This window comes from Enterobacter cloacae complex sp. BZL2005, from assembly GCF_049238885.1.
GTDB lineage: Bacteria > Pseudomonadota > Gammaproteobacteria > Enterobacterales > Enterobacteriaceae > Enterobacter > Enterobacter roggenkampii.
In genome coordinates, this window is record NZ_JBMKGI010000003.1 from 364,488 (window position 1) to 389,492 (window position 25,005).

Annotated in this window: 28 protein-coding genes; 15 read left to right on the forward strand and 13 right to left on the reverse strand. The window is 54.9% G+C overall.

What is annotated here, in order from left to right:
* The first annotated feature begins 20 nt into the window (after positions 1-20).
* From ACOTXI_RS09115 to ACOTXI_RS09145, 7 genes are all read left to right on the forward strand, one after another.
* Positions 21-932: a LysR family transcriptional regulator gene (locus ACOTXI_RS09115; protein ID WP_058653767.1), complete on the forward strand. Its 912-nt coding sequence runs from the start codon at positions 21-23 to the stop codon at positions 930-932.
* 133 nt (positions 933-1,065) lie between these two features.
* Positions 1,066-1,680 carry a TetR/AcrR family transcriptional regulator gene (locus tag ACOTXI_RS09120; protein WP_031275020.1) on the forward strand — a complete coding sequence of 205 codons (615 nt, stop codon included), beginning with the start codon at positions 1,066-1,068 and terminating at the stop codon, positions 1,678-1,680.
* 74 nt (positions 1,681-1,754) lie between these two features.
* A complete protein-coding gene (locus ACOTXI_RS09125; protein WP_103786769.1) occupies positions 1,755-2,864 on the forward strand; it encodes an efflux RND transporter periplasmic adaptor subunit in 1,110 nt (369 codons plus the stop codon).
* Positions 2,861-5,950, forward strand: coding sequence for an efflux RND transporter permease subunit (locus ACOTXI_RS09130; RefSeq protein WP_087855469.1), 3,090 nt, complete (start codon positions 2,861-2,863; stop codon positions 5,948-5,950). Before ACOTXI_RS09125 ends, ACOTXI_RS09130 begins: the two co-directional genes overlap by 4 nt.
* Positions 5,951-5,984: 34 nt before the next feature.
* Positions 5,985-6,578 (forward strand): TetR/AcrR family transcriptional regulator, encoded by a 594-nt coding sequence (locus ACOTXI_RS09135; protein ID WP_008502347.1) that lies wholly within the window; start codon positions 5,985-5,987, stop codon positions 6,576-6,578.
* Positions 6,579-6,652: 74 nt separating this feature from the next.
* Complete coding sequence (locus tag ACOTXI_RS09140; protein WP_045372813.1) at positions 6,653-7,252, forward strand: NAD(P)H-dependent oxidoreductase; 600 nt, start codon at positions 6,653-6,655, stop codon at positions 7,250-7,252.
* Between the two features lie 301 nt (positions 7,253-7,553).
* The gene (locus ACOTXI_RS09145; RefSeq protein WP_058653770.1) at positions 7,554-8,105 is read left to right on the forward strand and encodes a cysteine hydrolase family protein; all 552 of its coding nucleotides are present in this window, start codon (positions 7,554-7,556) and stop codon (positions 8,103-8,105) included.
* A gap of 56 nt (positions 8,106-8,161) precedes the next feature.
* Here ACOTXI_RS09145 and ACOTXI_RS09150 read toward each other — a convergent pair whose 3' ends face one another.
* Positions 8,162-8,638 (reverse strand): WbuC family cupin fold metalloprotein, encoded by a 477-nt coding sequence (locus ACOTXI_RS09150; RefSeq protein ID WP_041910151.1) that lies wholly within the window; start codon positions 8,636-8,638, stop codon positions 8,162-8,164.
* Between the two features lie 140 nt (positions 8,639-8,778).
* Entirely contained in the window at positions 8,779-9,456 is a 678-nt protein-coding gene (locus tag ACOTXI_RS09155) for a DUF1963 domain-containing protein (RefSeq protein ID WP_045353922.1), read from the reverse strand.
* A 507-nt stretch (positions 9,457-9,963) separates the two neighbouring features.
* On the opposite strand from ACOTXI_RS09155, the gene ACOTXI_RS09160 reads away from it, so the two are divergent.
* Entirely contained in the window at positions 9,964-10,176 is a 213-nt protein-coding gene (locus ACOTXI_RS09160) for a hypothetical protein (protein ID WP_369878961.1), read from the forward strand.
* A 47-nt stretch (positions 10,177-10,223) separates the two neighbouring features.
* Here the strand turns inward: ACOTXI_RS09160 and ACOTXI_RS09165 are convergent, their stop codons facing one another.
* On the reverse strand, positions 10,224-11,147 hold the full coding sequence (locus ACOTXI_RS09165; RefSeq protein ID WP_025911317.1) for a LysR substrate-binding domain-containing protein: 924 nt from the start codon (positions 11,145-11,147) through the stop codon (positions 10,224-10,226).
* A 24-nt stretch (positions 11,148-11,171) separates the two neighbouring features.
* Positions 11,172-11,708 carry a MarR family winged helix-turn-helix transcriptional regulator gene (locus tag ACOTXI_RS09170; RefSeq protein WP_058653771.1) on the reverse strand — a complete coding sequence of 179 codons (537 nt, stop codon included), beginning with the start codon at positions 11,706-11,708 and terminating at the stop codon, positions 11,172-11,174.
* A 130-nt stretch (positions 11,709-11,838) separates the two neighbouring features.
* On the opposite strand from ACOTXI_RS09170, the gene ACOTXI_RS09175 reads away from it, so the two are divergent.
* The 3 genes from ACOTXI_RS09175 (at position 11,839) to ACOTXI_RS09185 (ending at position 13,967) form a co-directional block, all read left to right on the forward strand.
* Complete coding sequence (locus ACOTXI_RS09175; RefSeq protein ID WP_058653772.1) at positions 11,839-12,999, forward strand: MFS transporter; 1,161 nt, start codon at positions 11,839-11,841, stop codon at positions 12,997-12,999.
* A gap of 79 nt (positions 13,000-13,078) precedes the next feature.
* Complete coding sequence (locus ACOTXI_RS09180) at positions 13,079-13,516, forward strand: VOC family protein (protein WP_025911323.1); 438 nt, start codon at positions 13,079-13,081, stop codon at positions 13,514-13,516.
* 13 nt (positions 13,517-13,529) lie between these two features.
* The gene (locus ACOTXI_RS09185) at positions 13,530-13,967 is read left to right on the forward strand and encodes a VOC family protein (protein ID WP_058653773.1); all 438 of its coding nucleotides are present in this window, start codon (positions 13,530-13,532) and stop codon (positions 13,965-13,967) included.
* 45 nt (positions 13,968-14,012) lie between these two features.
* Here the strand turns inward: ACOTXI_RS09185 and ACOTXI_RS09190 are convergent, their stop codons facing one another.
* Together ACOTXI_RS09190 and ACOTXI_RS09195 are read right to left on the reverse strand one after the other, a co-directional pair.
* Positions 14,013-14,906: a dihydrodipicolinate synthase family protein gene (locus ACOTXI_RS09190; RefSeq protein ID WP_058653774.1), complete on the reverse strand. Its 894-nt coding sequence runs from the start codon at positions 14,904-14,906 to the stop codon at positions 14,013-14,015.
* A gap of 21 nt (positions 14,907-14,927) precedes the next feature.
* Positions 14,928-15,623 (reverse strand): B3/4 domain-containing protein, encoded by a 696-nt coding sequence (locus ACOTXI_RS09195; RefSeq protein WP_058653775.1) that lies wholly within the window; start codon positions 15,621-15,623, stop codon positions 14,928-14,930.
* Between the two features lie 43 nt (positions 15,624-15,666).
* Between ACOTXI_RS09195 and ACOTXI_RS09200 the strand changes: the two genes are divergently transcribed.
* Positions 15,667-16,269 carry a helix-turn-helix domain-containing protein gene (locus ACOTXI_RS09200; RefSeq protein ID WP_023292519.1) on the forward strand — a complete coding sequence of 201 codons (603 nt, stop codon included), beginning with the start codon at positions 15,667-15,669 and terminating at the stop codon, positions 16,267-16,269.
* A gap of 63 nt (positions 16,270-16,332) precedes the next feature.
* Positions 16,333-16,794: a GNAT family N-acetyltransferase gene (locus tag ACOTXI_RS09205; RefSeq protein ID WP_008502363.1), complete on the forward strand. Its 462-nt coding sequence runs from the start codon at positions 16,333-16,335 to the stop codon at positions 16,792-16,794.
* Positions 16,795-17,034: 240 nt separating this feature from the next.
* On the opposite strand, the gene ACOTXI_RS09210 is transcribed toward ACOTXI_RS09205, so the two are convergent.
* Positions 17,035-17,607, reverse strand: a complete 573-nt coding sequence (locus ACOTXI_RS09210; protein WP_021241342.1) for a flavin reductase family protein — start codon at positions 17,605-17,607, stop codon at positions 17,035-17,037.
* Between the two features lie 128 nt (positions 17,608-17,735).
* On the opposite strand from ACOTXI_RS09210, the gene ACOTXI_RS09215 reads away from it, so the two are divergent.
* On the forward strand, positions 17,736-18,635 hold the full coding sequence (locus ACOTXI_RS09215; protein ID WP_058653788.1) for a LysR family transcriptional regulator: 900 nt from the start codon (positions 17,736-17,738) through the stop codon (positions 18,633-18,635).
* An 89-nt stretch (positions 18,636-18,724) separates the two neighbouring features.
* Here the strand turns inward: ACOTXI_RS09215 and ACOTXI_RS09220 are convergent, their stop codons facing one another.
* A complete protein-coding gene (locus ACOTXI_RS09220) occupies positions 18,725-19,207 on the reverse strand; it encodes a glutathione peroxidase (RefSeq protein ID WP_021241340.1) in 483 nt (160 codons plus the stop codon).
* A 136-nt stretch (positions 19,208-19,343) separates the two neighbouring features.
* Between ACOTXI_RS09220 and ACOTXI_RS09225 the strand changes: the two genes are divergently transcribed.
* Positions 19,344-20,579: a serine hydrolase domain-containing protein gene (locus tag ACOTXI_RS09225; RefSeq protein WP_058653776.1), complete on the forward strand. Its 1,236-nt coding sequence runs from the start codon at positions 19,344-19,346 to the stop codon at positions 20,577-20,579.
* Between the two features lie 22 nt (positions 20,580-20,601).
* Here ACOTXI_RS09225 and ACOTXI_RS09230 read toward each other — a convergent pair whose 3' ends face one another.
* From ACOTXI_RS09230 to paaK, 5 genes are all read right to left on the reverse strand, one after another.
* Complete coding sequence (locus ACOTXI_RS09230; protein WP_058653777.1) at positions 20,602-21,345, reverse strand: SDR family oxidoreductase; 744 nt, start codon at positions 21,343-21,345, stop codon at positions 20,602-20,604.
* Between the two features lie 237 nt (positions 21,346-21,582).
* A complete protein-coding gene (locus tag ACOTXI_RS09235) occupies positions 21,583-21,939 on the reverse strand; it encodes a DUF4440 domain-containing protein (RefSeq protein ID WP_058653778.1) in 357 nt (118 codons plus the stop codon).
* An 88-nt stretch (positions 21,940-22,027) separates the two neighbouring features.
* Positions 22,028-22,624 carry a phenylacetic acid degradation protein PaaY gene (paaY, locus tag ACOTXI_RS09240; RefSeq protein WP_025757959.1) on the reverse strand — a complete coding sequence of 199 codons (597 nt, stop codon included), beginning with the start codon at positions 22,622-22,624 and terminating at the stop codon, positions 22,028-22,030.
* A gap of 9 nt (positions 22,625-22,633) precedes the next feature.
* Complete coding sequence (gene paaX, locus ACOTXI_RS09245) at positions 22,634-23,569, reverse strand: phenylacetic acid degradation operon negative regulatory protein PaaX (protein ID WP_028016008.1); 936 nt, start codon at positions 23,567-23,569, stop codon at positions 22,634-22,636.
* 102 nt (positions 23,570-23,671) lie between these two features.
* The gene (gene paaK, locus ACOTXI_RS09250; protein WP_023327374.1) at positions 23,672-24,988 is read right to left on the reverse strand and encodes a phenylacetate--CoA ligase PaaK; all 1,317 of its coding nucleotides are present in this window, start codon (positions 24,986-24,988) and stop codon (positions 23,672-23,674) included.
* Positions 24,989-25,005 lie beyond the last annotated feature (17 nt).

Below are 25,005 nucleotides of genomic sequence, written 5' to 3' on the forward strand. Positions count from 1 at the left end.
CTTTTCGGAAAAAATGAATAATGGGTAAACTCGAAGACATGGCCTTACTGGTGGCAGTTGCCGAGGCCGGGAGTCTTTCCGCCGCCGGACGTCGCCTGTCGCTTTCTCCTGCCACGATGACCGCCAGGCTGAAGGCGATTGAGGAGCGTTACCAGGCGCGCCTGTTTCATCGCTCAACGCGATCCCTCACACTGACCCGCGCAGGCGAAGAGTTTTATCACGCCGCGCTGCGCGTGCTGGAAGAGGTGCAGCACGCCGAGTCGCTGCTGACGCAAAAAGAGGGCGTGCTCAGCGGCAATATTCGCCTTTCCGCGCCCTCGGACTTTGGCAGACAGTATCTCAGCCCCGCCGTCATTGAATTTTCGCGTCACCATCCTGCCGTCAAATTTTACATCTCGCTAAAAGAACACGTTGAGGATCTGGTCGCTAACCGGCTGGATATGAGCGTGCGCTTCGGCAATTTGCCGGACAGCAGCCTTGTCGTCAGAAACATCCGCCCGAACCGTCGGGTGCTGGTTGCCTCCGGGGCGTATCTTAACGACCACGGTATCCCCGGCACGTTTGCCGATCTAGCCCGGCACCGGTGCCTGGCGCTGGAGTCTCAGGGCGTGGTGATGAACGAATGGCGCTTTGAACATGAGGGAGAGGAAAGCGTTGTTCGCGTCGAGCCCGCCATGGTGTGCGACGACGGGGCATTGCTTCGTCAGTGGGCCCTGGGCGGAGCGGGCATCGCCGGGAAATCGTGGTGGGACGTCAAAGACGACGTTGACGCCGGAAGACTCACGGTGCTGTTTGCCGACAGCTTCACCGGCTTTAGCCGCTACGATCGCAAAGATGTCGGGCTGCAGCTTGTTTACCCGCAGCGCAAGCTGCAGCCGCTTCAGGTTACGGCGTTTAGCCAGTTTTTTCTCGACTGGCTTAAAAAACATTAACGTAAAAAACAGTGATACACTTACTCCACCTGGCCGATTGTCCCGTCTTCACGACGTAAGACAGCACAACAGTAACCAAAGTACAAAATGGTCACTCGTTGCCAACCCTGGCTCGTCACGCTAAGCTTACATAATGACTAAAACTATGAACGCCCCATCAATACGTGGTCCACTTGACCATTCTGTCAGAGAGCAAATCGTCGAAGCGGCCTTTGAGCACTTCGGTCATTACGGCTATGAAAAAACCACCGTCGCCGAGCTGGCGAAATCTATCGGTTTTTCAAAATCCTACATTTATAAGTTCTTCGATTCCAAGCAGGCTATCGGCGAAGTGATCTGCGCTAACCGCCTGGAGCTGATCATGGCGGCCGTGCTTTCCGCCATTGAGGATGCGCCGTCAGCCAGCGAAAAACTCCGCCGTCTTTTTAAGTCGCTCACCGAGGCCGGCAGCGAGCTGTTTTTCCACGATCGCAAGCTCTACGACATCGCCGCCGTCGCGTCACGGGAGAAGTGGCCTTCGACGGAAAGGTATACCGAAAGCCTCCTGAAGCTGATTGAGAGCATCATTATCGAAGGCAGACAGGCTGGAGAGTTCGAAAGGAAGACGCCGCTGGACGAGGTCACCTGTGCCGTTTACATGGTGATGTGCCCTTACATTAACCCCGTTCAGCTGCAGTACAACCTTGAAACTGCCCCAACGGCGGCGGTACTTCTCTCCTCACTGATTTTAAGAAGCCTGGCCCCCTGATTAGTGACCATTGACTTTATTGGTCACTAATCACAGAATGCGGAAACTGTCCTGTTACTTCAAAAGGGTTTCCCATGCTCAGGCTCACTTCAGCCCGCCTTGCCATATGTCTTCTGCCGTTTGCCCTCGCGGCATGCGGCGATATTTCCGCGAGTGACGATCCGCGCACCAGGCCACCGCTTGTCAGATCCGCCTCCGTCGAGAGGGCGAATCCAGCCGCTCGCACCTTTACGGGCGTGGTGGTGGCAAGAACGCAAAGCGACCTGGGCTTCAGGGTTCAGGGTAAAATCCTCGAACGCCTGGTGGATACCGGGCAGACCGTCAAACAGGGCCAGCCCTTACTGCGTCTGGATCCGGTTGACCTGAAATTACAGGCTCAGGCGCAGCAGCGCGCGGTGGATGCTGCCCAGGCGCGGGCGAGAAAAGCCACCAGCGATGAGGCGCGTTATCGCGGTCTGGTGGCGTCCGGCGCGGTGTCCGCCGCGGAGTACGATCAGATTAAAGCGGCGGCCGATACGGCCAGGGCGGATCTCAGCGCCGCCCGGGCGCAGGCCAACGTGGCGCAAAACGCCACGGGCTATGCCGTCCTGCTGGCGGATTCAGACGGCGTGGTGATGGAGACGCTTGCCGAACCCGGTCAGGTGGTCAGCGCCGGACAGGTGGCGCTCCGCCTTGCCAGAGCGGGACAGCGCGAAGCGCTCGTGCAGCTTCCGGAGACGCTGCGCCCTGCCGTCGGCAGCGAAGCACGGGCCACGCTTTATGGCCGTGAACAGCACCCGGTCACCGCCACGTTGCGCCTGCTGTCTGATTCCGCGGATGCCGCAACCCGGACGTATGAAGCACGCTACGTGCTGGTAGGCCAGCTGGCGAACGCGCCGCTGGGGGCAACCGTCACGCTCAGCCTTGAAGACCCGAAAGCGGAAGGTCAGGCCATGCAGGTCCCGCTGGCCTCACTCTACGATGCGGGTAAAGGGCCCGGCGTCTGGCGCATTTCCGCCCAGCCGGCAAAGGTCACATGGACGCCGGTTAAGGTGCTGAGCGTGGGCGAAGATGCGGTCCAGGTCACGGGCGGCGTGAAGCCCGGTGAGAAGATTGTTGCGTTAGGCGCCCATCTTCTGCACGAAGGTGACGTTGTCAGGCTGGCAGAACAGCGCCATGCCGCTCCGGCGGAGAACGCGCCATGAGCCAAAGCCGCTTCAACCTGTCAGCGCTGGCCGTCCGCGAGCGTTCCGTCACGCTGTTTCTGATCGTTCTGGTGACGATTGCCGGTATTTACGCCTTTTTTGGGCTCGGGCGCGCGGAAGATCCGCCCTTCACCGTGAAGCAGATGACGGCGATTGCCGTCTGGCCGGGTGCGACCGCGCAGGAGATCCAGGATCAGGTCGCGGAGCCGCTGGAAAAGCGCCTGCAGGAACTCAAATGGTATGACCGTACCGAAACCTATACCCGTCCCGGCATGGCATTTATCACGCTATCGTTGCAGGACAAGACCCCGCCAGCCGAAGTGCAGGAGGAGTTCTATCAGGCGCGTAAAAAGCTTGGGGATGAATCCCAGCGTCTCCCGGCGGGCGTCATTGGCCCGATGATCAATGATGAATTCTCGGATGTCACCTTTGCCCTCTTTGCCCTGAAAGCAAAAGGCGAACCGCAGCGGCAGCTGGTACGCGATGCCGAAGGCCTGCGCCAGCAGCTTCTGCACGTTCCCGGGGTGAAAAAAGTGAACATTATCGGCGAACAGGCCGAGCGGATTTATATCGCCTTTTCCCATGACCGTCTGGCGACGATGGGCCTCTCACCGCAGGATATTTTCAATGCCCTCAATAGTCAGAACGCCCTGGCCGCGGCGGGTGCCATTGAGACCCGGGGCGCGCAGATTTTTATCCGCCTGGACGGCGCGTTCGATGAACTGCAGAAAATCCGCGATACGCCTTTAGTCGCCCAGGGCAAAACGCTCACGCTGTCGGACGTGGCAACGGTTGAACGAGGCTATGAAGATCCCCCGACGATGCTGATACGCAATCAGCATGAACCCGCCCTGCTGCTGGGCGTTGTCATGCGTGAGGGCTGGAACGGCCTGGCGCTGGGTAAAGCGCTGGATGCGGAGACGGCGAAAATCAACGATAGCCTGCCGCTTGGCATGACCCTGACCAAAGTCACCGACCAGTCCGTGAATATCCGCTCCTCGGTCGATGAGTTTATGATCAAATTCTTCGTCGCCCTGCTTGTGGTCATGGTGGTCTGTTTTGTCAGCATGGGCTGGCGCGTGGGGGTGGTGGTTGCGGCGGCGGTGCCGCTGACCCTGGCGGTCGTCTTCGTGGTGATGGAGGCCGCGGGAATAAACTTTGACCGCGTCACGCTGGGCTCCCTGATCCTCGCCCTCGGCCTGCTGGTTGACGATGCCATTATCGCCATCGAAATGATGGTGGTGAAGATGGAGGAAGGTTACGACAGAATCAAAGCCTCGGCCTACGCCTGGAGCCACACCGCCGCGCCGATGCTGGCCGGTACCCTGGTGACGGCGATTGGCTTTATGCCGAATGGGTTTGCCCAGTCGACCGCCGGGGAATACACCAGCAATATGTTCTGGATTGTCGGCCTCGCCCTGATTGCCTCATGGTTTGTGGCGGTGGTGTTCACGCCATATCTGGGGGTGAAGATCCTGCCGGCGATCCCCAAAGTGGAAGGGGGCCATGCCGCCATCTATAACACGCCTCGCTATAACCGCTTTCGCCAGCTGCTTGGCCGCGTTATCGCCAGAAAGTGGCGCGTGGCCGGGTCCGTGGTCGCCATTTTCATTCTGGCCGTGCTCGGCATGGGGCTGGTAAAAAAACAGTTCTTCCCGACCTCCGATCGCCCGGAAGTGCTGGTTGAAGTGCAGATGCCCTATGGCACCTCGATTGCACAAACCAGCGCCGCTACCGCAAAAATAGAAGCGTGGCTGGGCAAGCAGCCGGAAGCCAAAATCGTCACGGCCTATATTGGTCAGGGCTCGCCCCGTTTCTATCTGGCAATGGCCCCCGAGCTGCCCGATCCCTCTTTTGCGAAAATCGTGATCCTGACGGACAGCGAGACGTCACGCGAGGCGCTCAAGTTCAGGCTCAGGGAGGCCGTCGCCAGCGGCCTTGCGCCCGAAGCCCGCGTGCGGGTGACGCAGCTGGTGTTTGGCCCCTACTCGCCTTTCCCGGTTGCCTGGCGCGTGTCGGGGCCGGACGTCAAACAGGTGCAGGACATCGCCGAACGGGTGAAAGCCGTGCTTCAGGCAAGCCCGATGATGCGAACCGTTAACACCGACTGGGGCTCGCGCGTTCCGGTGCTCCATTTCACTCTCGATCAGAACCGCCTGCAGGCGACCGGCTTAACCTCCAGCGCCGTTGCCGGGCAGCTTCAGTTCCTGCTCTCCGGCGTGCCTGTCACCTCCGTGCGGGAAGATATTCGATCGGTAGACGTCGTTGCACGCGCGGCGGGAGATATCCGCCTTGACCCGGCAAAAATCGAAGGCTTTACCCTGGTCGGCAATGCGGGACAGCGCGTGCCGCTGTCTCAAATTGGCAAGATAGAGGTCGGCATGGAAGACCCGATCCTGCGCCGCCGCGATCGCACCCCCACGATTACCGTACGGGGCGATATCGCCGACAATCTTCAGCCGCCGGACGTGTCGGTCGCCATCATGAAAGAGCTCCAGCCGATCGTTGATTCGCTGCCGGCCGGCTACCGCATTGACATGGCGGGGTCGATTGAGGAGTCGGGCAAAGCCACGCAGGCCATGTTACCGCTGTTCCCGATCATGATTGCCCTGACGCTGCTGATCATCATTTTGCAGGTGCGCTCACTCTCCGCGATGGTCATGGTGTTCTTAACCGCGCCGCTGGGGCTGATTGGCGTCGTGCCGACCCTGCTGATATTTAATCAGCCGTTTGGCATCAACGCGCTGGTCGGCCTGATCGCCCTTTCTGGCATTCTGATGCGCAATACGCTGATCCTGATCGGTCAAATCGATCATAACCAGAAGGACGGCCTCGATCCGTTCCAGGCGGTGGTCGAGGCGACGGTCCAGCGAGCGCGGCCGGTCTTACTCACCGCCATGGCGGCCGTGCTGGCGTTCATTCCCCTGACGCATTCGGTGTTCTGGGGCACGCTGGCCTGGACGCTGATCGGCGGAACGCTGGGCGGGACGATCATTACGCTCGTCTTCCTGCCCGCGATGTATGCGATCTGGTTCCGGATCCGCCCGGTTGAACAACGCGTGCAGCCTGCCACGGAAAACGTGTAAACTACCATCAGTAGATAACTGACCTGAGGCAAGCATGGTTGTTAAGCGCTTAAGAAAAGAGGACCGCCGCGTGCAGCTGCTGGAGGTTGCGCGAGGGATCGTGCGTCAGCAAGGCACGGAGGCGTTGACCCTTGGCTATCTGGCAGAACGGGCTAACGTGACCAAGCCCATCCCCTACGACCACTTTGGCGATCGTGAAGGGCTATTGATGGCGCTGTACCAGGACTATAGCGATCGGCAGCTGGCAAAATTCCGCGAGACGCTGGCGGTGGACAGCAAAACGCTGGAGAAGACGATCCGCTTTTTCAGCGCGGCCTATATCGACTGTGCGATTGCCGCCGGACCTGAAACCGGGCCAATCGCCGCGGCGCTGTCCGGTTCTCGCGCGCTGCAGACGTTTCGGGAAGCGTGCGTGGCCGAATGTGCCGACTGCCTGCGCACCGCGCTTTCGCCTTTTATCGTCTTAAAAGGCGTTCAGGGAGAAGCGGTACTGACGGCCATCATTGGCGCGGCGGAGGCGCTCAGCACCGCGGCGGGCAACGGCGTGCTCGCCCGAAATGTGGCAGAAGATATGCTCTGCGGCGCCATGACCGGGGTGCTGGAGACCTACGCGAATAGCACAAAATGATCGCCGGGGGCGGATTGACACCTAAGTTACCAATAGTAATATAGGCGTCACTTCTCCCCCATCTGGAGGTCGCTATGTCTGCAACACATGCCATTAAAAACGCGCTGATCGTGACGGCACACCCGATCGACAATTCGTTATCCCATACGCTTGCAGCTCGTATTGCCGGGAAATTACGCGAGGAAGGTACGCAGGTTGAGATCGCCGATCTGCATGCTGAAGGGTTTAATCCGTCGATGACCCGCGCCGATCTCGATTTGTATCACGGCGATCCGAGCGCCCTCCCCGACGATATTCTGCGCGAGCAGCAGCGCGTCGAGCGCGCGGATATGCTGGTATTCGTCTTCCCGGTGTACTGGTGGTCGGTTCCCGCGCTGTTGAAAGGCTGGTTCGATCGCGTGTTAACCCTGAACTGGGCGTATAAGGTGGCCGACGACGGCCGGATTGTGGGCAACTTACGGGATGTTCCCGTCCGCCTGATTGCCACTGGCGGGAGCGATCTCACCGGATTTGATAAACACGGCTACTCGACGGCGATTCAGACACAGATAATCGAAGGGGTATTTGGCTTCTGCGGGTTGAAGAACGTTAAGCTCGATATCCTTTACCAGGCAGACACGGCGACGCCCGAGCAGGTTGAGGATTTTCTGAAGGGGCTCGAGAATCTTGGATAATCAGGGTCTTCTACCCCAAAAAAATGTGCAACGCTTACGGCACACCTACTTAAGTTGGTGTGTTGAAGCGCATATTTCACCTGCGCTATAACTGAATGTACTTTTTCGCCAATCGCGAAATTAATAACAAAGGTCACTACATGGTTAAGTCAGTTCAGCCAACAACCACCCTCACCACCACCGGACCCTTCGGCGGCGTGAGTGTATCTGTAGCAAACGACTGACAAACAGAACCTCAATCCCCGCCGGCATGGACGGGGAAATCTCTCTCCGTTCACCACCCTCTGAATGGAGAAAGAAAATGGTTTCATCTGACAATGCTCTCTTGATTATCGACATGCAGCAGGGCCTCTTTCGGGGCCCTGTTTCCCCTCGCTCCGCCGATGCCGTTCTGGCCAATATCCGCTTGTTAATCGCCAACGCCCGAGACGCGCAGGTGCCCGTCTTTTTTGCCCGCCATATTGGGCCGGACGACTCCCCCTTCTCAGAAAAGGGGCCGTTAACACAGCTGATACCTGAACTGGACGTGAAGGAGCAGGACGTTGTTTTCACCAAGCGCTATCCCAGCTGTTTTCGGGATACCAAATTGCTGCGTGAACTTAATCAGAGAGGCATCAAACAGCTGGTCATTGCCGGGATGAAAACAGAGTTTTGCGTCGATACGACCTGCCGGGCCGCACCGGAGCTGTGTTTCAGGACGGTATTAATTTCAGATGCGCATACCACAATGGATAATGACTGTTTATCCGCCAGCGACATTATTGCCCATCACAACAGCACGCTGGCAGGCCCGTTTGTGACGCTGTCGACTGCTCGTGACTGGCTTTTTAGTACGGTGAGTGGACTCAGTTGAGCGCTTATCTCTTTACCCGGCTCGCCTTTCCGCGCGCCGGGCACATAAGAGAATAATTACAGGGTAAAACCACCGTCACCCACCTGTGCCTGAGCGTACCATTGCATCAGCTTCTCGGTGCCGGGCTCGTTTTCTGCCGGTGACCATGGGGCGGTATCATGCTCGGGCACGGGCTGATACGCCCCGTGTTTAACCTCAAAAATGACGCCGCCTCTATCCAGCGACAGCACGGCATGCCAGGTTCCGGCATCCATCTCGAGGACTTTACACTCTTCGCCTAACACCACGCGCCGGGTCACGTTGCCGCTGTCGTCAAAATTCAGCACCAGAAAGCGGCCGCTCAGCGCCGTCAGCAGTTCAAACGTGTGCGGATGGCGGTGGGGGCGGACATAGGTACCGGGTTCCATTGCAATGGCCAGGCGCTGCACCGGGTCGCTCAGGTCAGGGTGTAAATTACGGTGCGCGCGTAAGCGAGGAGAATGTGCGGCCTGCTCGCTTTGCTGCTGCAGGTCACTGAAAGTAATCTGTTTCATATACACCTTTAGGTATGTGGGCTGTCTGCGGCAACCCGGTTGCCGCAGGACGTTATACCATCCTGAACGGTCGAGGCGCGATGGGATTTGTGAAACAAATCACTGCCGGGCGAGTGGTCAATCCCCCGGCAGGAAGCTCATCAGTAGAACTGACATGAAAACCGCCATTCCCCTTCTGATGACCGGTGAAAGTAACCGATACCGTTATCCGCCCACATCCAGTTTACTTTTTCTTCTGACCCAACCTGAAAAACAAACTCTTCGATTCCCACACCGTGTTGTATCTCAGTCGGAAATCCCCCTACCTTGGTTCCCCTGTAGCGATTGAAATCTTCAAAAAAACTATCACTGGCCTGCTCATCATCATTTACGCAAGAGAGATCAATAATATCCCAGGCATCTTCCCATCCTGGAGCATCGTCAATGACACTCAGCCATTGAACTGGAAACGGCCGATACGGCGTGTCCAATTCAGGCAATGGCTGAAGCCCTTCGAGGCTGGCATACTCGCGAATTAACCATCCTTCACCGTGCGGTTCGTCAAAGGGATGTTGTTCCACATTGTGAAACAACACCAGAAGGGCTATGCCCTTCAACTGGTCAGGAATAACAGGAAGCTCGTCGACCCTGATCTGAAGAAGTGGAAACATGGGTTTGCCCTTCCAGGTGGGTAATCCTTCATCTGCGCGAGAAACGCCCTTCAGAAACCATGACGTAATGGGATCTTCAGGCGGCCGGAACCCACCGACCTGCGCGACCGATGCGGGTCTTAGCCTGGTCCGGAGTTCTTCTAAAACTGACGCACTCTCTAATCTCATGTTTGCTCGCCTCTGTAGACGCTTGTCGGACAGATATTCTGCAGTTCATTGTAAGTTAATCATCACATCTGGAGAATCTCATTGAATAATAAAACCTATGTTGAGTAAAACTCACATTGATTCCCACTATTTCTCGTTTTTCAAACGTAATCTCATTGAAATACCATCCCTTCATTCCCGGTCTCTTCCTGACCTGGAACAGAGAGCGAAACTCAAATAATAAATACACCTGCATGCATATGGAGTACGTATGACACTCGATGTTTTATTTCATCTAATGAAAATGATCTCACCTGAAAAAACATCGCGGGTGAAAATATACATGCGTTAATAACGTTACTTTCGTCAGAAAACGATAGCGCTGAGGTCCTTTCGCCCTTTATTCATCGACTGCATCTTCTGTCTTTCGCCCAAAGCAATCCGGGTAACGCCGAAGAGTTGCTCTCTGCGCATTTACCCAAAGACGACGGCATCCTTCCGGTTCTGGACTTCGCGGACTGGCCCCGGGTGCGTTACGCCGCTTCAGGCGAAGTTCAGACGCCTGAATCTGAGGAGTACTTCCGCGAAATGACATCGGCTACCAATCTGTTACGTTCTGCGCTGATCGAAGCTGAACGCGCAAAGGGAACCCCTGCGCTATATATACTGGATAAATTACTCAACCTGAACAGCGCCCTGCCGGAAAGATATAAAAAGATGGCGAATATTCCCTACGCATAAATACGTTCACTGTGCGGAATATTTCCCTGTTAATATTCCGCTATTTATTAAATCCGCTTTTCATTGAAATCAAGACAGACAATATCCAAAGAGGGCACCACTGGCGCATTAAGGTTAAGCCAGGCCAGCAACCGTTCAATACTCTGTCCTCTGAGCGAATTTTTGGGCCAGACAAGGTAGTAACCGTCCCCTGTTGCTATCGCCTCCCTGAAGGGCAGCGCGAGAAGGCCGCTTTTCAGCGCGTCGAGCGTGAGCCGGAGATCCGCCATCGCTACGCCGTGTCCGTGCATGGCCGCAAGGCTGCCCTGCTCCAGGGTGTCGAACACGATCCCGCCGCCCATGTCGAGGCCGGGGAATAAGCCCGTCCTTTTAAGCCAGCGCTTCCAGTCCCGTCTGTCCGGTGACGGATGAATAAGATCGCACTCTGGAAGCTGCTGCCGGGCAGGCTCCAGCAAAGACGGCGTACAAACCGGAATAAGCCATTCGCTGAACAGCAGCCGGCTCTCCGTTGACTCGCCAAAATAGCCGTTCCCGAGGAGGATCGCACAATCGTAGGGCTCGCGGCTGAAGTCAACGGTGTCGAAGTCCATCCAGACGCTGGCGATTTCGATTTTCGGCTTCGCGTGGTTCTCGCGAAAGGATTTAAGCACATTGAGGAGCCATCGCATCGTCAGGGTGCTGGGGGCTTTGAGGCGCAGAAGGTGGTTTTCACTTTTGAATGCGCGACAGGCCCACTCAATATTCGAGAAACTTTCGCTAAGCTGCCCGGCCAGAATGCGCCCGGCGTCGCTGACCTCCACTCTCGGACCCTGCCGCTTAAACAGCTCGCAGTCAAACCACATTTCAAGCGTCCGGACATGCCTGCTGACCGCCCCCGGCGTGATGTTCAGGACTTCAGCCGCTTTGCTAAAGGAGTTCAGCCGTGCGGCAACTTCGAACGCGCGCAGCGCATACAGTGGCGGTAAAGACATATGTTCCCTTTTTGTCAGGTGTAATCATGCTGTTTTTGTATTATCGGCACTCGGTGACGTTTCATCCCATTCCTCGGCCGGAAACGTCAGCAGCAGCACCCTGAGCAGGGACTCAAGCTGCGCGCGTTGCGCCTCAGAGAGGTTTCTCAGCAGCGCATTTTGCGTTTCCGTGTGCACGAGCAGCGCCTGTTCGATACGCTCCTGCCCGTGCGGCGTCAGGCTGACGAGCGAGCTGCGCTTGTCATCGGGATCGGCTATCCGCCTGATAAGGCCTTGCTGTTCGAGATGGTTGAGCCGATTCGTCATCGCCCCTGAGGTGATCAACAGGGATGTATACAGCTGCGTGGGCGAAAGGCAGTACGGCTCCCCGGCGCGGCGCAGCGTGGCGAGGACGTCAAACTCGCCCTCGCGAAAGCCAAACGGCGCCATGGCCTGCGCGCGCTCTTTTCCCAGGTGCTTCATCAGCCTGAGCGTTCGGCCAAAAATTTTCATCGACGAGGCGTCCAGCTCGGGCATGGCGCTGCTCCACTGGCCGACAACGAAGTCTACATGGTCTTTCATCTTCACCCCGTATGGCGTGGGAATTTATCGAGTTGTGCGGTACATCTTACACTAAAACAGACTTTATCTTAACGTTAAGATAAATGCTCGCGGCAATTTGCCCGGGCCATTCACACCCGAAAAGGATGCCATGTTGAAACGCACGTCACCGTTACTCTTCGCTATTATCGCTTTTATCGTCGGGCTAAATCTGCGCCCCATTCTGGCCTCGGTTGGCCCCCTGTTCTCCGTGCTGCAGCGCGAAGCAGGGCTGACCGCGACGCAATTCAGCCTGCTGACCACCCTGCCGGTGGCGATGATGGGACTGGCTGCCCTGTGTGGCCCCTGGCTTTTAGCCAGGATCGGTGCCGTCAGGGGAATTATGCTCGGGCTGTTCATCCTGCTGGTAGCCTGTTCATTACGCGGTTTTAGCACCTCGCTGACGGGTTTGATGGGCACCGCGTTACTGGGCGGGGCCAGCATCGGCACGATCCAGGCGTTAATGCCTGCCCTGATAAAAAAGGCGTATACGCAAACGGCCAGCACGATCATGTCGCTATTCAGCACGGGCATTATGGCCGGTGCGGCAGTCGCCGCCGCCAGCGCCGAGCCGCTGTTTTCATGGCTCACGCTGAAGCCCGCGCTGGCTATGGCAGGCGTGCTTGCGCTGCTGGCGCTGATGCTGTGGTTACCCCTGGTTAAACAGCTTCAAGGTGAACAAACAGCACATGAATCCGTTACGCTCTGTTCCTCCCGGACTGGACTCCTTCTGCTCTTTTTCGGCGTGGGGACGGGTGCCTACACGCTGGTCTTAGCCTGGCTGCCCCCGCTCTATATTCAGGCAGGATGGTCCGCACGCAGCAGCGGCTATATGCTGGCATGGCTGACCTTAACCGAAGTGACCGCCGGGTTTGCCGTCTCCGCGCTGATCGGTAAATTCCCCGACCGCCGTGTTCCGCTGATAACTGTACTGTTACTGCTGCTCGCGGGGTTACTGTGTCTGGTCTTCTCTCCAGGTACGACGCCGGTCTTATCAACCTTGCTGCTTGGCATCGGTATCGGCGCCCTCTTCCCGCTGTCGCTTATCGTCACGTTCGATCATGCGCGAACGCCCGCGCAGGCCGGGAAGTTACTGTCTAAAGTTCAGGGAGGAGGATATATGATCGCCGCGCTCATGCCGCTAGTTGCCGGGATCGTTCGCGACAGTTCGGTCTCGCTGAACAGCGCATGGCTGGTGATGAGTGCGGGAGTCGTGCTGTTGATCGCTATCGCGTTCACTTTCAAACCCGCCGTGAACGTGCAGGCGCGGTGAATGCGGTACCAGAAATGAGAGTCGTATTTCAGACAGCTCTACGCTAAATTCCATCATTTCAGGCTATTAAGGAGTGGATATGTCGCAGACGTTACCGGGAATTGATGTCATGTTCGTCGCCGGGTTCGGGCCCATTTCACAGGATACAGCGTCCAGCACCGCGTTTTATATCCAGACACTCGGTCTGCCGCTGAAGCCGATGGAGGGCAATGCCGATTATCTGCTCACTGAAGAGGGACGCTTACCGGGCGTGAAGCATTTTGCCGTCTGGCCGCTGTCACAGGCGGCAACGTCCTGTTTTGGTGAATCGGAGTGGCCCGTGGAGCATCCGATACCGCAGGGATGGATTGAATACGAGGTGCAGGATCTCGATTCCGCTACCCGTGTTCTGAGTGAAAAAGGCTATCGGTTGTTGGTCGCCAACCGCACGGAACCGTGGGGGCAAACCGTTACTCGCCTGCTCAGCCCGGAAGGTTTGCTGACCGGACTAACAGTTACGCCGTGGCTGCGTGGATAGAGGATGTTATAAGGTGCTGGCTTATATCACGATAGGGACAAATGACTTTCAGCGCGCCGTGAACTTTTATGACGCTATTTTTAACGTGCTGGGCTATTCACGTCTGCCCGCCTGGACTGATAGCTGGGCAATGTGGGGAAACGAAAATCATCCGGATGACGAATTTAGCTTCTGCATTTGTCCTCCTTTTGACCAGCAACCCGCGACGGCGGGAAACGGGACAATGTTCGCATTCAGAGCCGATAGCGCGGAAATTGTCAGACGCTTCCATGCAGTGGGCCTCCGTGCGGGAGGAAAGGATGAAGGCGTGCCCGGTACACGAACCGCCTACGGCCCCGATTTTTATGTTGCCTATCTGCGCGATCCTGACGGGCATAAACTGGCATGCGTTTACCAGCATTATTCTCCTGATGCAGATAAGCTATCAGGCGAAGAAGAGTCACTTCAATAATAAAATTTTGCGGTAAGGACCGGTAGACACCCAGTCCTGCGGAGATCACTTCAGCTCCAGCGTGCTTATTACATGGGCAATATCCGCGATGTCGCCAGCTGACAACGGTTGCAGAGGGCGAGGCAGGCAATCCATGTCGGTAAGCCCAAGCACGCCAGCCGCAGCGGCAATAACGCGAATACTTCCGCCATGTTTCCGGAAGAGCGACCACAACGGCTCAAGGCGGGTTGTCAGGGCTGTAACGCGTTGATGATCGTTTGCCGCCGCAGCTTCGGTGATTTGTTTCGCCATCTCAGGGAACAGACCGCCACACACGGAATACCACACTTCACAACCGGCGTTTAATCCCAGCCCCGCATAAGCGTCGCCACTAATACCGATTGTTACGCCAGGGCGCAAAAGTTGACGTAACGCATTCACCCGTTCAATCGCTGCAGCGGGGCTATCCGGGACGCCAGGGATCTTGACCGAGCGAACCCCCTCAAGTGAGGAGAGACGACCGTGAAGTTCATCCGTAAAGGTAAAATGCGTAGTGCCCGGATTATCATAGATACACACCGGTACAGACACGTGCCGGGTAACGGTCTCAAAGAGTGAAAAGACTTCTTCGTCACGGAGTGGCTGGTAGCTGACCGCCGGGAGTAACAGCGCAGTCGCACCAGCTGCCTGTGCATCCTCTGCCAGATGCAGAATGGCATCGGTACTGACCGCTCCCACACACACCATAACGGGGATGTTCCCTGCATGCTGTTTAGCAAACGTTGCTACGCGCTTGCGCTGCTCCCGGGTCAGATAGGCGTAGCTTCCGGTTGACCCCAGGATGCCCATAGAATCAACCCGAGCGTCTGTAAGACGGGAAAGAATATGGCTAAACCCCTTTTCATCCACGCCGCGGGCAGTGACTGGGGTTAATGGAAACGCCGACAAACCGGTAAACATAACTCTGTCTCCTGAAGGGTATTACAGCTGTTGTTCTTCGATGAGAGCAACTTCAAACCACAGACCGGGCATCATTTTTTCCAGGCCGTCGGTCAGCATCTTCCCGGCTTCGTGAAGTCTATCCAGCGGCATCTGCGGGAGACTCTCCAGAATGAACCACATTTGCTGAGCCTCCACGCCTAAGCGGGTTCTGATCCCCTGTCGCCAGTTCCAGCGACGGCAGGTCACGCCGATATCATCACACCAGATAACCTCGCCTTGTGAAGGATACTCAACGGTGGCCTCTCCCTCTTTGACGGTATCAAAAGGCTCTGTTCCTTTTGCCACAGTCAGACGCGGCGCCCCCTGATAGGCAGAGAGATTCTCTCCGCCAACCGGAACGGCATAGCGGAGACTAACGGCATTATAAAGATCAACGATAGGATCGAGCGCTGGCATCGTTCCGTCACGTAACACGCGCTTGCGTAACGCATCTGCTGAGCAAGGGGTGCGTTTAGGTTTAGCACCAAACTTTTGAAAAACGTCGGCCCATGCCGCCAGATGAGAGTCCGCCCAATCTGGTTCACCGGCCAGAACGGCTTCACAGGCTTCACGCAGCGCCGTTTCCCCAATGTCAGGATTAAGCACTGGCGCAGCTTTTACGCAAATGCTCAGTGCACGAAAACCGGGAGCAATACGATAAATTTCAGGGGCAATTGACGGCGATACTGTTAGCACGTGATAATCCTGTAATGACCAATTTATTCCATGATAATGACCAATGACCAAAAAAGTCAATTTAATGACCGATGCAAACGCTATCGTCAACACTGTGAATGAAGCCGTATCTCAGCGAATTAAACTCTATCGTAAGCATAAGAAGATATCCCTCGATGAACTCTCCCGTCGGGCAGGCGTCAGCAAGGGAGCGCTGGTTGAGATAGAGGGATGCCGGGCGAATCCCAGCATTGCCCTGTTATGCCGCCTGGCTGCCGCAATGGGGGTTTCGGTGGCTGACTTTGTGGATGTCAGTTCAAAACCGACCGTGCATCTCATTGCTGAAGATGAGATCCCAGAATTGTGGGAAGGTGAAAAAGGCGGGAGAGCAAGATTGCTCGCAGGGTCAGGTGGCCCTGATATGACCGAGCTCTGGATGTGGGAAATGCAGCCGGGGGAAAAGTTTGCGTCCCCCGGCCACACGGAAGGTACGCTTGAACTGTTTTATGTGCAGTCGGGCACGCTCACACTCGGCGTACAGGAACACGTGTATCGGGTAAATACTGGCTGTTCGGCAACCGCCAGAACGGACGTTCCTCATTTCTATGAAAACCAGGGGGAGAACCCGCTGGTATTTATCATGACAGTACATGAAAAAGCATCCTGAGCATTCCCCGGCATAGAGGACAGCCCTGTGCCTCATCACAAGTAGCCCAAAAGGAGGAGTTCGGTGAATAATCAGCATCTGCGTTTTACCAAAGACAAATTTATTGTCACAACCGATCCCAGCTTTTTTCAGCTGGAAGCCATTCACGATTACCTCTCGCAATCGTCCTGGGCTCCTGGTATTGATGCTGAAACGGTCAGGATATCAATCCAGAACAGCCTTTGTTTCGCGCTCCTGGATGGAACAAGACAAATCGGCTTCGCCCGTCTGGTCACAGACTATGCCACTTTTGGTTATTTGTGTGACGTCTACGTGCTGAACGATTATCAGAAAAGTGGTCTTGGACGTTGGCTGATTGAATGCTGTCATGCCCATCCATTGTTGTCACGTCTGCGACGGATAATGCTGGTAACCGACAGCGCGCCATGGTTATACCAGAAGCTGGGGTATAACCCATTGAACCGACCAGATTTTGTCTGGCAAATCAATCGACCCGATATTTATCGTAACCCCGGGCAAAAATAAAAGTACTTTGCAGAGAGTAATGATAAATGTGAATCCGCAAGGCCAGTCACTCTGATGCAGAAGAATTTGCTCTTTTAGCCGAACGAACCTTACGACATCCGCTTCTGGCACTGAGCGGATATGCTAACTGAGCTAAAGGTCCGCTGTGAGTGAGAAGCAAACATCTTAAGTAGGTTGTTCTTTTATGCTACTACCTCTATGTAGCCATGTTATATGGCTACATTTATGCAGAAGTAAGGATTAGTCTTTTCCCGGCCCATAATTAAATTTTGTCCCTTTGCCAATGGCGTAAAACTGTCCGCCAGCAACGTAATGGACAGTACGTAATTCATCTGGTGCATCATCAAAAATCCAGTGCCCATTTTTGAAAACGCGGTCATCACTCCATGCTCCGACAATTTCCCCCATGAACAAGTTGTGCTGCTTTTCATTTTCTTCATTGGGTATGACCTTACATACTAACCAGCCAGCGCAACCTTCCACTAAAGGCAGATCAAACTCTTTCTGATAAAATAGTGGGATTTTACTATTTTTATCGGGTGTGTCGGAATAACTGTGACCTCCAGCATATAAAACCATTTCCATCTGATTTACTACTGGGATCTGTACAACGTAATATCCGCTTTTTTCTACAAGCCCGCGAGTAAATGCCTGTGGACCTATAAAAGCCATCACTTTGTTATTGCCTACTAATCCCACCCAGGCCGCTGCCATGACATTTTCAATGCCATCATTTTTAGCCGATATCATCGTCGTTGGCCCGACCTGTAATAAACGATAGGCTTTGTTTAACTCTACTGGTTGAATTGACATAATTTACTCTTTTGAGTTCTGATAAAAAGTAAGACAGGTTACTTATTTGATTGTTCGATTATATGGCTGGAATAGTTGCAAATTAATTGCTATTATCAAAATACATTATTGCAGATTTCACAATAATCATGGACAAACTTGACGCTCTAAAATTTTTTATCATCGCCTCTGAGACCTTGAACTTCCGCGAAGCAGCCATCAAGCTGTCGGTTTCACCATCAGTAGTAACCCGAACAGTCGCTGAGCTGGAGAAACAACTTGGTGAACCTTTATTCAAACGTAATACGCGTTCGATCTTTCTCACCAGTTTCGGCGAACTATTTTTACCCCAAGCGAAGCGACTGCTTGAAGATTCTGAAAAACTTTTTCAGACAGCGAAAGATGATAATGAAATGAAGGGTATTGTTCGTATCACATTACTTCGATTTCCAAATCATGAACAAATCTTGTATGAACTATTGACTGCACTACGTCCCTATCCTGAGTTATTTATCGACTGGCGTTTAGATATGATGAAACTTGATACTATTGAGCATCGTATTGATATAGGTATACGCGTAGGACGAGAACCTAATCCAAACTTTATCATTAAAAATATCGGACAAGTTGAACATATTTTGGTTGCATCCCCTGAACTTATTGAGCGCCTGGGAGCACCTACTGATTTAGAAGATCTTCGACAGCGTTATCCATTTAGTGGTTTAATTAATCCTGAAACGGGAAAATCATTTGAGTTTATGAGTGACGCAGTAAATACTTTTGTCCCTCGTCATATTGAGTTTTATACTACAGATCCATATGCCGAAATTCAGGCTGCATTGGCCGGGAGAACGGTTGTACAGTCCAGCGACTTTATCTGTAGGGAGTACTTAGCAAGCGGCCAACTTGTTCCCCCATTGCCAGAACTGCGACAGGAGAAATGGCAATTTTATTTATATCGGCCTTACCAGCTGATTACTCCCAAAAGGGTGACGGTCGTTTTCTCGTTATTAGAAAAAATATTACGCAAATATTTCGCATCAAAATAACATTCTCCTCGACGTCCGCATCTGGCACAGAGCGGACATCAGAATATCGGCTATCCCCAACAAACGGATGGCTCTGGCGACAAAAACACTCACCTTCCCAGTGCCGCAACAATTGCCCCCTCCATTTTCTCGGGCGTAGTCATCGGTGCAAAGCGCTTGAGGGGTTTACCGTCACGCCCGACAAGGAACTTGGTAAAGTTCCACTTGATCCGCCCACCCAGCACGCCGGGCAATTCGTCTTTCAGATAACGAAAAATCGGATGTGCTGCGGCACCGTTGACCTCGACTTTCTCGAACATGGGAAAGCTGACGCCGTAGTTAATGTAACAGGTCTTTGAGATGTCGTCGGCACCGCCGGGTTCCTGCTTACCGAACTGGTTGCAGGGGAAGCCAAGCACCACCAGCCCTTGATCGGCGTATTTTTTGTACAGTGCTTCAAGCCCCGCATACTGTGGCGTAAAGCCGCACTGGCTGGCCGTATTAACAACCAGAACCACCTTACCCGCATAGTCGGCAATAGAGATAAGTTGCCCATCCAGACGGGTGGCGGTAAGTTGATAAAAGCGAGTCATACTAATATCCCTCAAAGCTGGCCGAAAAGTCATGGTGACCACCCGCAGGGCCGTCACCGTGTAGAAAGTTTACATTCAAGCAGGCTATTTGTGATACATTCCTGGCGCGCCATGACCACCACACTCGCTATCAGGTATGCAGAACATAACAAAAAAATTTCGCTGGCTTCTGCTTACTCTGCCACTCCTCAGCGGTTGTGGCACGCTCTCGCAAATGTCCTCCCCGGAAGGCACTCAGGAACTTCTCACTCATGATTCGCTGGATGGCGACGTTGACAGCGTGGTGCGTCACTACATGGCGCAAAAATCCGTTCCCGGGATGACGGTCGCGGTGATCCATAATCACGGCTCACCGCAGTTTTACACCTGGGGCGTAACCGATGCGGTCAATCGCTATCCGATCAGGACCGACACCCTGTTTGCGCTCGGCTCACTCAGCAAAGGGATCACGGCAGAAGTAGTGGCTTGTCTGGTGAATGAAGGGCAACTGAACTGGAACGATAGCCTGGCGACATTGCTTCCGCCGGGGACGGCGCTTAGCGCGGATGCACAAAAAATCACCCTACTTGAACTGGTAACCCACACCTCCGGCCTTCCGCGTCAGAATATGGATGTTCCGATGCTTGGAAAATTCATCAGCTACTTAAGCACCGGCGATAATTTCTACGGTGAGCTGGATAGCGATAACGTGCTGCTCTACCTCGCCGACTGGCGAGCGCCAAAGAATAAAGTGCCGCAATACTCCAATACCGGCTACGCCCTGATCGGCTACATCCTGAAGCACAAAACCGGCGAAGATATCCAGAGTTTAGCCTCGCGCTATATTTTCCATCCGCTGCAGATGGCTAACAGCAGCTTTACGCCGCAGCAGCTAAAAGGATACCCCCAGCGGGCGCTAGGCCACGCGGGCGATCAGCCTAAATTTATCCCACGCGGGCAGCTCACACCGGACTGGCATTTTTCCAATAATATGGTGGCGGCAGCGAGCTTATACAGCAACGCTGAAGATCTGGCGGCCTATGCGCGCTATCACGTATCGACGACTCACAATCGCTTACTGGACAGCGTCTTTGCCGAAGTCAGGGATACCGACATTCAACGACCTGACGGAGTACAGGGTATTGCCTGGACCACCGACTTTATCGGTCTGGAGAAAATCACCTATCAGGTCGGCTATATCGGCGGCTACTCCAGCTTTATCGGTTATGACAAAGAAAGAGGCAATGCGGTGGTAGTGCTGCAAAATACCTTTAACTGGAGTAATTACATTGGCATCGCGCTTTTGATGGATATGGCAAAAAAAGACTGCCTTATTACCTCTGGCAACCGTTTTGCGAATAATAGGATGCCTGAGCGCGTTTATCAGCAATAACGGTGAACGCCCGCCGTCAGATTCAGGCCTGATGTGCCAGATCTTCACGAGTCGGCCCCTGAAAGTAGATGGTACTAATATGGCAACTTCGAGGCTGAGTCAGTACAAAACGCATCGTTTCCCAGATTGACCATCCATTCATCAGACGCTGCCCCATTCTTGTTTGATTATCGACATGCGCATCTAAACCGGTCAGTTCAAAATCAGGCGGATATAACCCGGTTACCCGAATATTTTCTTTGGATAAGTGTTCTGACAGTTTCGTTGTAAAGCCGCTGAGCCCGTGTTTGCTGGCAAAAAAAGCGGGATGGGCAATGGAATCTGTAAAATTCGGAATACCGCATGCGGAAATAATCGCAATGATGTCAGCGCTCTCTGAGCGTCGCAATCCTGGAAGCAGCGCCTGGGTGAGCAGGATTGAACCAGTCAGGCCTGAACTGACGGTACTGACGATTTCTGTGCTCGATTGTTCGTCTATCGTCCCTGACAGCCACTGAGCAGCATTCAGTATTAAAATATCGATTGGCTTTTCTGAACGTAAGACCTGTGAAGAGAACTGAGAAATGGATTCCGGCTGGGCTAAATCGCAGAGATACCCTCTTGCCACACCCCCTTCAGCCGCGATGAGGGCGCAGGTTTTTTCAATATCCTCGACCCGACGGGCGCTAAAATCCACGTCAACGCCCTCTCGCGCCAGCCAGACGCAAAGCGCCTGACCAAATCCCCCACCGCCACCCGTGATAACAGCGCGTTTTCCTCTCAGCATAACTCTGCGTCCTTTATCGTGATGAGTCTGTGTCGGAGGATTTATAGCATGGTGAGGCGGGGGAACATCTTCCCGTTAGTGCCATTTACAGCTGGCTAAAACAGCGACTGCATTGTACTTCACCATTAAAAATATATAATACGAGTTTTTTAAGGCTTACATTTCACCAAAAAAACTAAGTCGATAGGTATATTGCGCTATGCAATGCAAAAGAATGAACGATGAGCTTATTTACATCTAACTGTATTGCGATTCGGGTGTCCCCTGATGAAACACCAGCTTCCACTGGTCATTATCAAAACGCTCCCAACATGAAGAACGAAGAGAAGCACGACTGCCATCCTGATTAAACGTCCTGTAATATAATATTGCGATATTATCGCTTACGCTAATGAGTTGAAAATCGCTGCTGAGAATAGTCGGCGCGTTTACTTCATCAGAAAGGCATTCTATTGTCTCAGTACGAGTGACTAACACACCTGTACGCGTTATTTCTCTGAATTCTTTATGAAGTATCTGTTCGAGCCATTCCCTGTCTTTTCGCATCTCGCCATGTAGAGAACATTCAAGTCCAATAAGCTTCTCCAGGAGCATAGTGATTGTCCTTTTACATTTTGTCAGTTTTTTTAAAACGATAATCGCTCTAAGGCAACGTCCGCTCCAGCACGAAGCGGATCTCCCCTTACACCGCCGACTTCGGCCGCAAATTCTCGTCAAACGTCAGCCGTTTCCGTTCAGGCTCAACCTCGCGCAGCGGCTCAACCTGGTGCATAGTGAGCTTGCAGCGCTCCACCAGCACCTGATACTCCCGCGTGCCCTGCTGCTTCCAGGCCAGCTCCTGCTCGCTCAGCTCACGGATCGCTTTTGCCGGGCTGCCGATGATCAAATGGTTGGCGGGCATCTCCGCTTTCGCCTTCACGAACGCCGCCGCGCCGACGATGCTGTTTTCACCAATGACCGCCCCGTCCATCACCACCGCGTTCATGCCCACCAGCGCATTGCGGCGGATCACGCAGCCGTGAAGAATGGCGCTGTGGCCGATGTGTCCGTCCTCTTCCACCACCGTGTCCTGCTCCGGGAAGCCGTGCATCACGCAGTTATCCTGAATGTTCGCCCCGTCTTTCACCACGATACGGCCAAAATCACCGCGCAGGCTGGCATTGGGACCGACATACACGCCTTTGCCCAGAATCACGTCGCCAATGAGCACCGCCGTTGGGTGAACATAGCTCTCGTCAGGCACGACCGGCGTCAGGCCGTCAATTTGATAAACAGGCATCTTCCCTCCTTATGCGCTTGTAAGACCACCGAAGCGTTGATAGTAGAGCGTGCCGGGCACGGGCAGTTCGCCGACGGAGGTTTCGCCCTTCTCGCTGACAAACGCCAGCGCTCCCGGCGCGACACGCTGATAGATATTTATGCAGAGCTGTCGGGCGCTTTGCCCCGCCCAGTGCGCAGGCAGTAACTCTTCCGGCAGCAGCGGGTCCTTTAGCACCACGCGACGATAAAAGTGAATCAGCAGCAGCTGGATCTGGAAGCAGCGTTCCGGCGTCAGCTCCTCTGGCGCGGCCTCTTTCAGCAGCGGCAGCAGCGGCCGGAATGAGCTGATAAACGACTCGTACATCGCGTTTTGCTCGGTTAGCTGCCAGCACTCTTCTACGCGTGAACGCAGCGCGGCGCGCGAGAGCGCCAGCGGCGAGTGGGCTTCAAAAAAAATCACGTTTTCGGCCACGCCGGCATCGTGAAGCAGGGACTGCACGTCCGCCAGATGCTGCGACGGCGAGGCCATCAGGCTCGGCGCCAGCGTGCCAAACCCCTGCCAGATCAGCTGCTTTTTAACGTCGGCCAGGGTGGTTTTATCCAGCCCCTCGGAGAGCAGCAGTAACCATTTGCCGTCCCAGGCGGGCAGTTCCGCGCGGTAGATCTTATTCTCCGCGCGACGCGTCAGGCGCAGCCCCTTATCGCTCAGGCGGTAAAAGCTGCGTCGCCCGATGCGCGAGACGTCCAGCCAGCCCTCTTTGTTGAGGCGAAACAGCGCGGTACGCACGAACCGTTCGCCAAACCCCATGCCTTCCAGTAAGGCAGCCAGGCTGCCGAGCCAAATCTCACCGCCGCGATGGGAAAGCGCGTCACCGTATAACGAGGAGATAAGCGAGGTCCCGCTGACGGGAACGGAGCTGACCGCGTGCTGGATAAAGGCGTCGAGTTTATTCATATGATTCATTCTGTTGTTATTTTTGTCCTGGATGAATCATAGCATAGGATTCTGGGATAGCCCCTCACCCTAACCCCCTCCCTTTGGAAGAGGGCCGGGGTGAGAGGAAACTTAACCGTTGGCCGCAACTTTTCGCAGGTCAAACACCCGGCAGGCTTTCCCCTCCGAGCGCGGGATGCTGCCGCAGTTCACGATCGTCACGTCGGTGGAAATCCCCACCATCGATTTAATGCGGTGGCGCAGCTGGTGGCACACCTGGCAACGCTGCTCGTGCGTCAGCGTCAGGCTGCTCTCTTTCAGCTCCACCTTCACGGAAAGTGAATCAAGATGTCCGCGACGGTTCACCTCCAGCTGGTAGTGCGGAGAAAGGTGTTCGAACTTCACAATCTCCTCTTCCAGTTGCGACGGGAAGACGTTGACGCCGCGAATAATCAGCATATCGTCACTGCGGCCGCTGATGCGGTCCATACGGCGCATGCTGCGCGCGGTTGCCGGGAGCAGGCGCGTCAAGTCGCGGGTGCGGTAGCGGATCACCGGCAGCGCCTCTTTGGTCAGCGTGGTGAACAGCAGTTCGCCCTGCTGGCCGTCATCCAGCGGCGTGCCGTCGTTCGGGTTAACGATCTCCGGGTAGAAATGATCTTCCCAGATGGTCGGGCCGTCGACGGTTTCGATACACTCCATCGCCACGCCCGGCCCCATCACTTCGGAGAGGCCATAGATGTCCAGGGCCGTAATGCCTAAGCGTTTTTCAATTTCACGGCGCATGGCCTGCGTCCACGGCTCGGCGCCGAAGACGCCCACGCGCAGGGAACAGCCGCTGGCATCGCCGCCCATCTGGCGCTCCAGCTCCTCAATCAGGTTGAGACAGTAGGATGGCGTCACCATGATCATGTCCGGCTGGAAATCGCGGATCAGCTGCGCCTGTTTCTCCGTCTGGCCGCCGGACATCGGGATCACCGTCGCGCCTAAGCGCTCGGCCCCGTAGTGCGCCCCCAGCCCGCCGGTAAACAGGCCGTAGCCATAGGCCACGTGTATTTTGTCCTTCGCGCTGCCGCCCGCCGCGCGCAGGGAGCGGGCCACCAGATTGGCCCAGTTGTCGATGTCGCCCTGAGTGTAGCCGACAACGGTCGGCTTGCCGGTGGTGCCGGATGACGCGTGAATGCGCACCACCTGCTCCATCGGCACGGCAAAGGTATCGAACGGGTAGTTATCCCGCAGGTCCTGCTTGGTGGTGCACGGGAACTTACGGATATCCGCCAGCTCGTTGAAATCGTCAGGGTGAACGCCCGCGGCATCAAACTTGCGTTTGTACATCGGCACGTTGTTATAGGCGTGATGCAGCGTCCATTTCAGACGCGCGGTCTGCAGCGCCTGTAACTCGTCAAGGGACGCGGTTTCGATCGGGTCAAGCTTTGTTGTATTTGTCATCGCAGGGTACTCACATT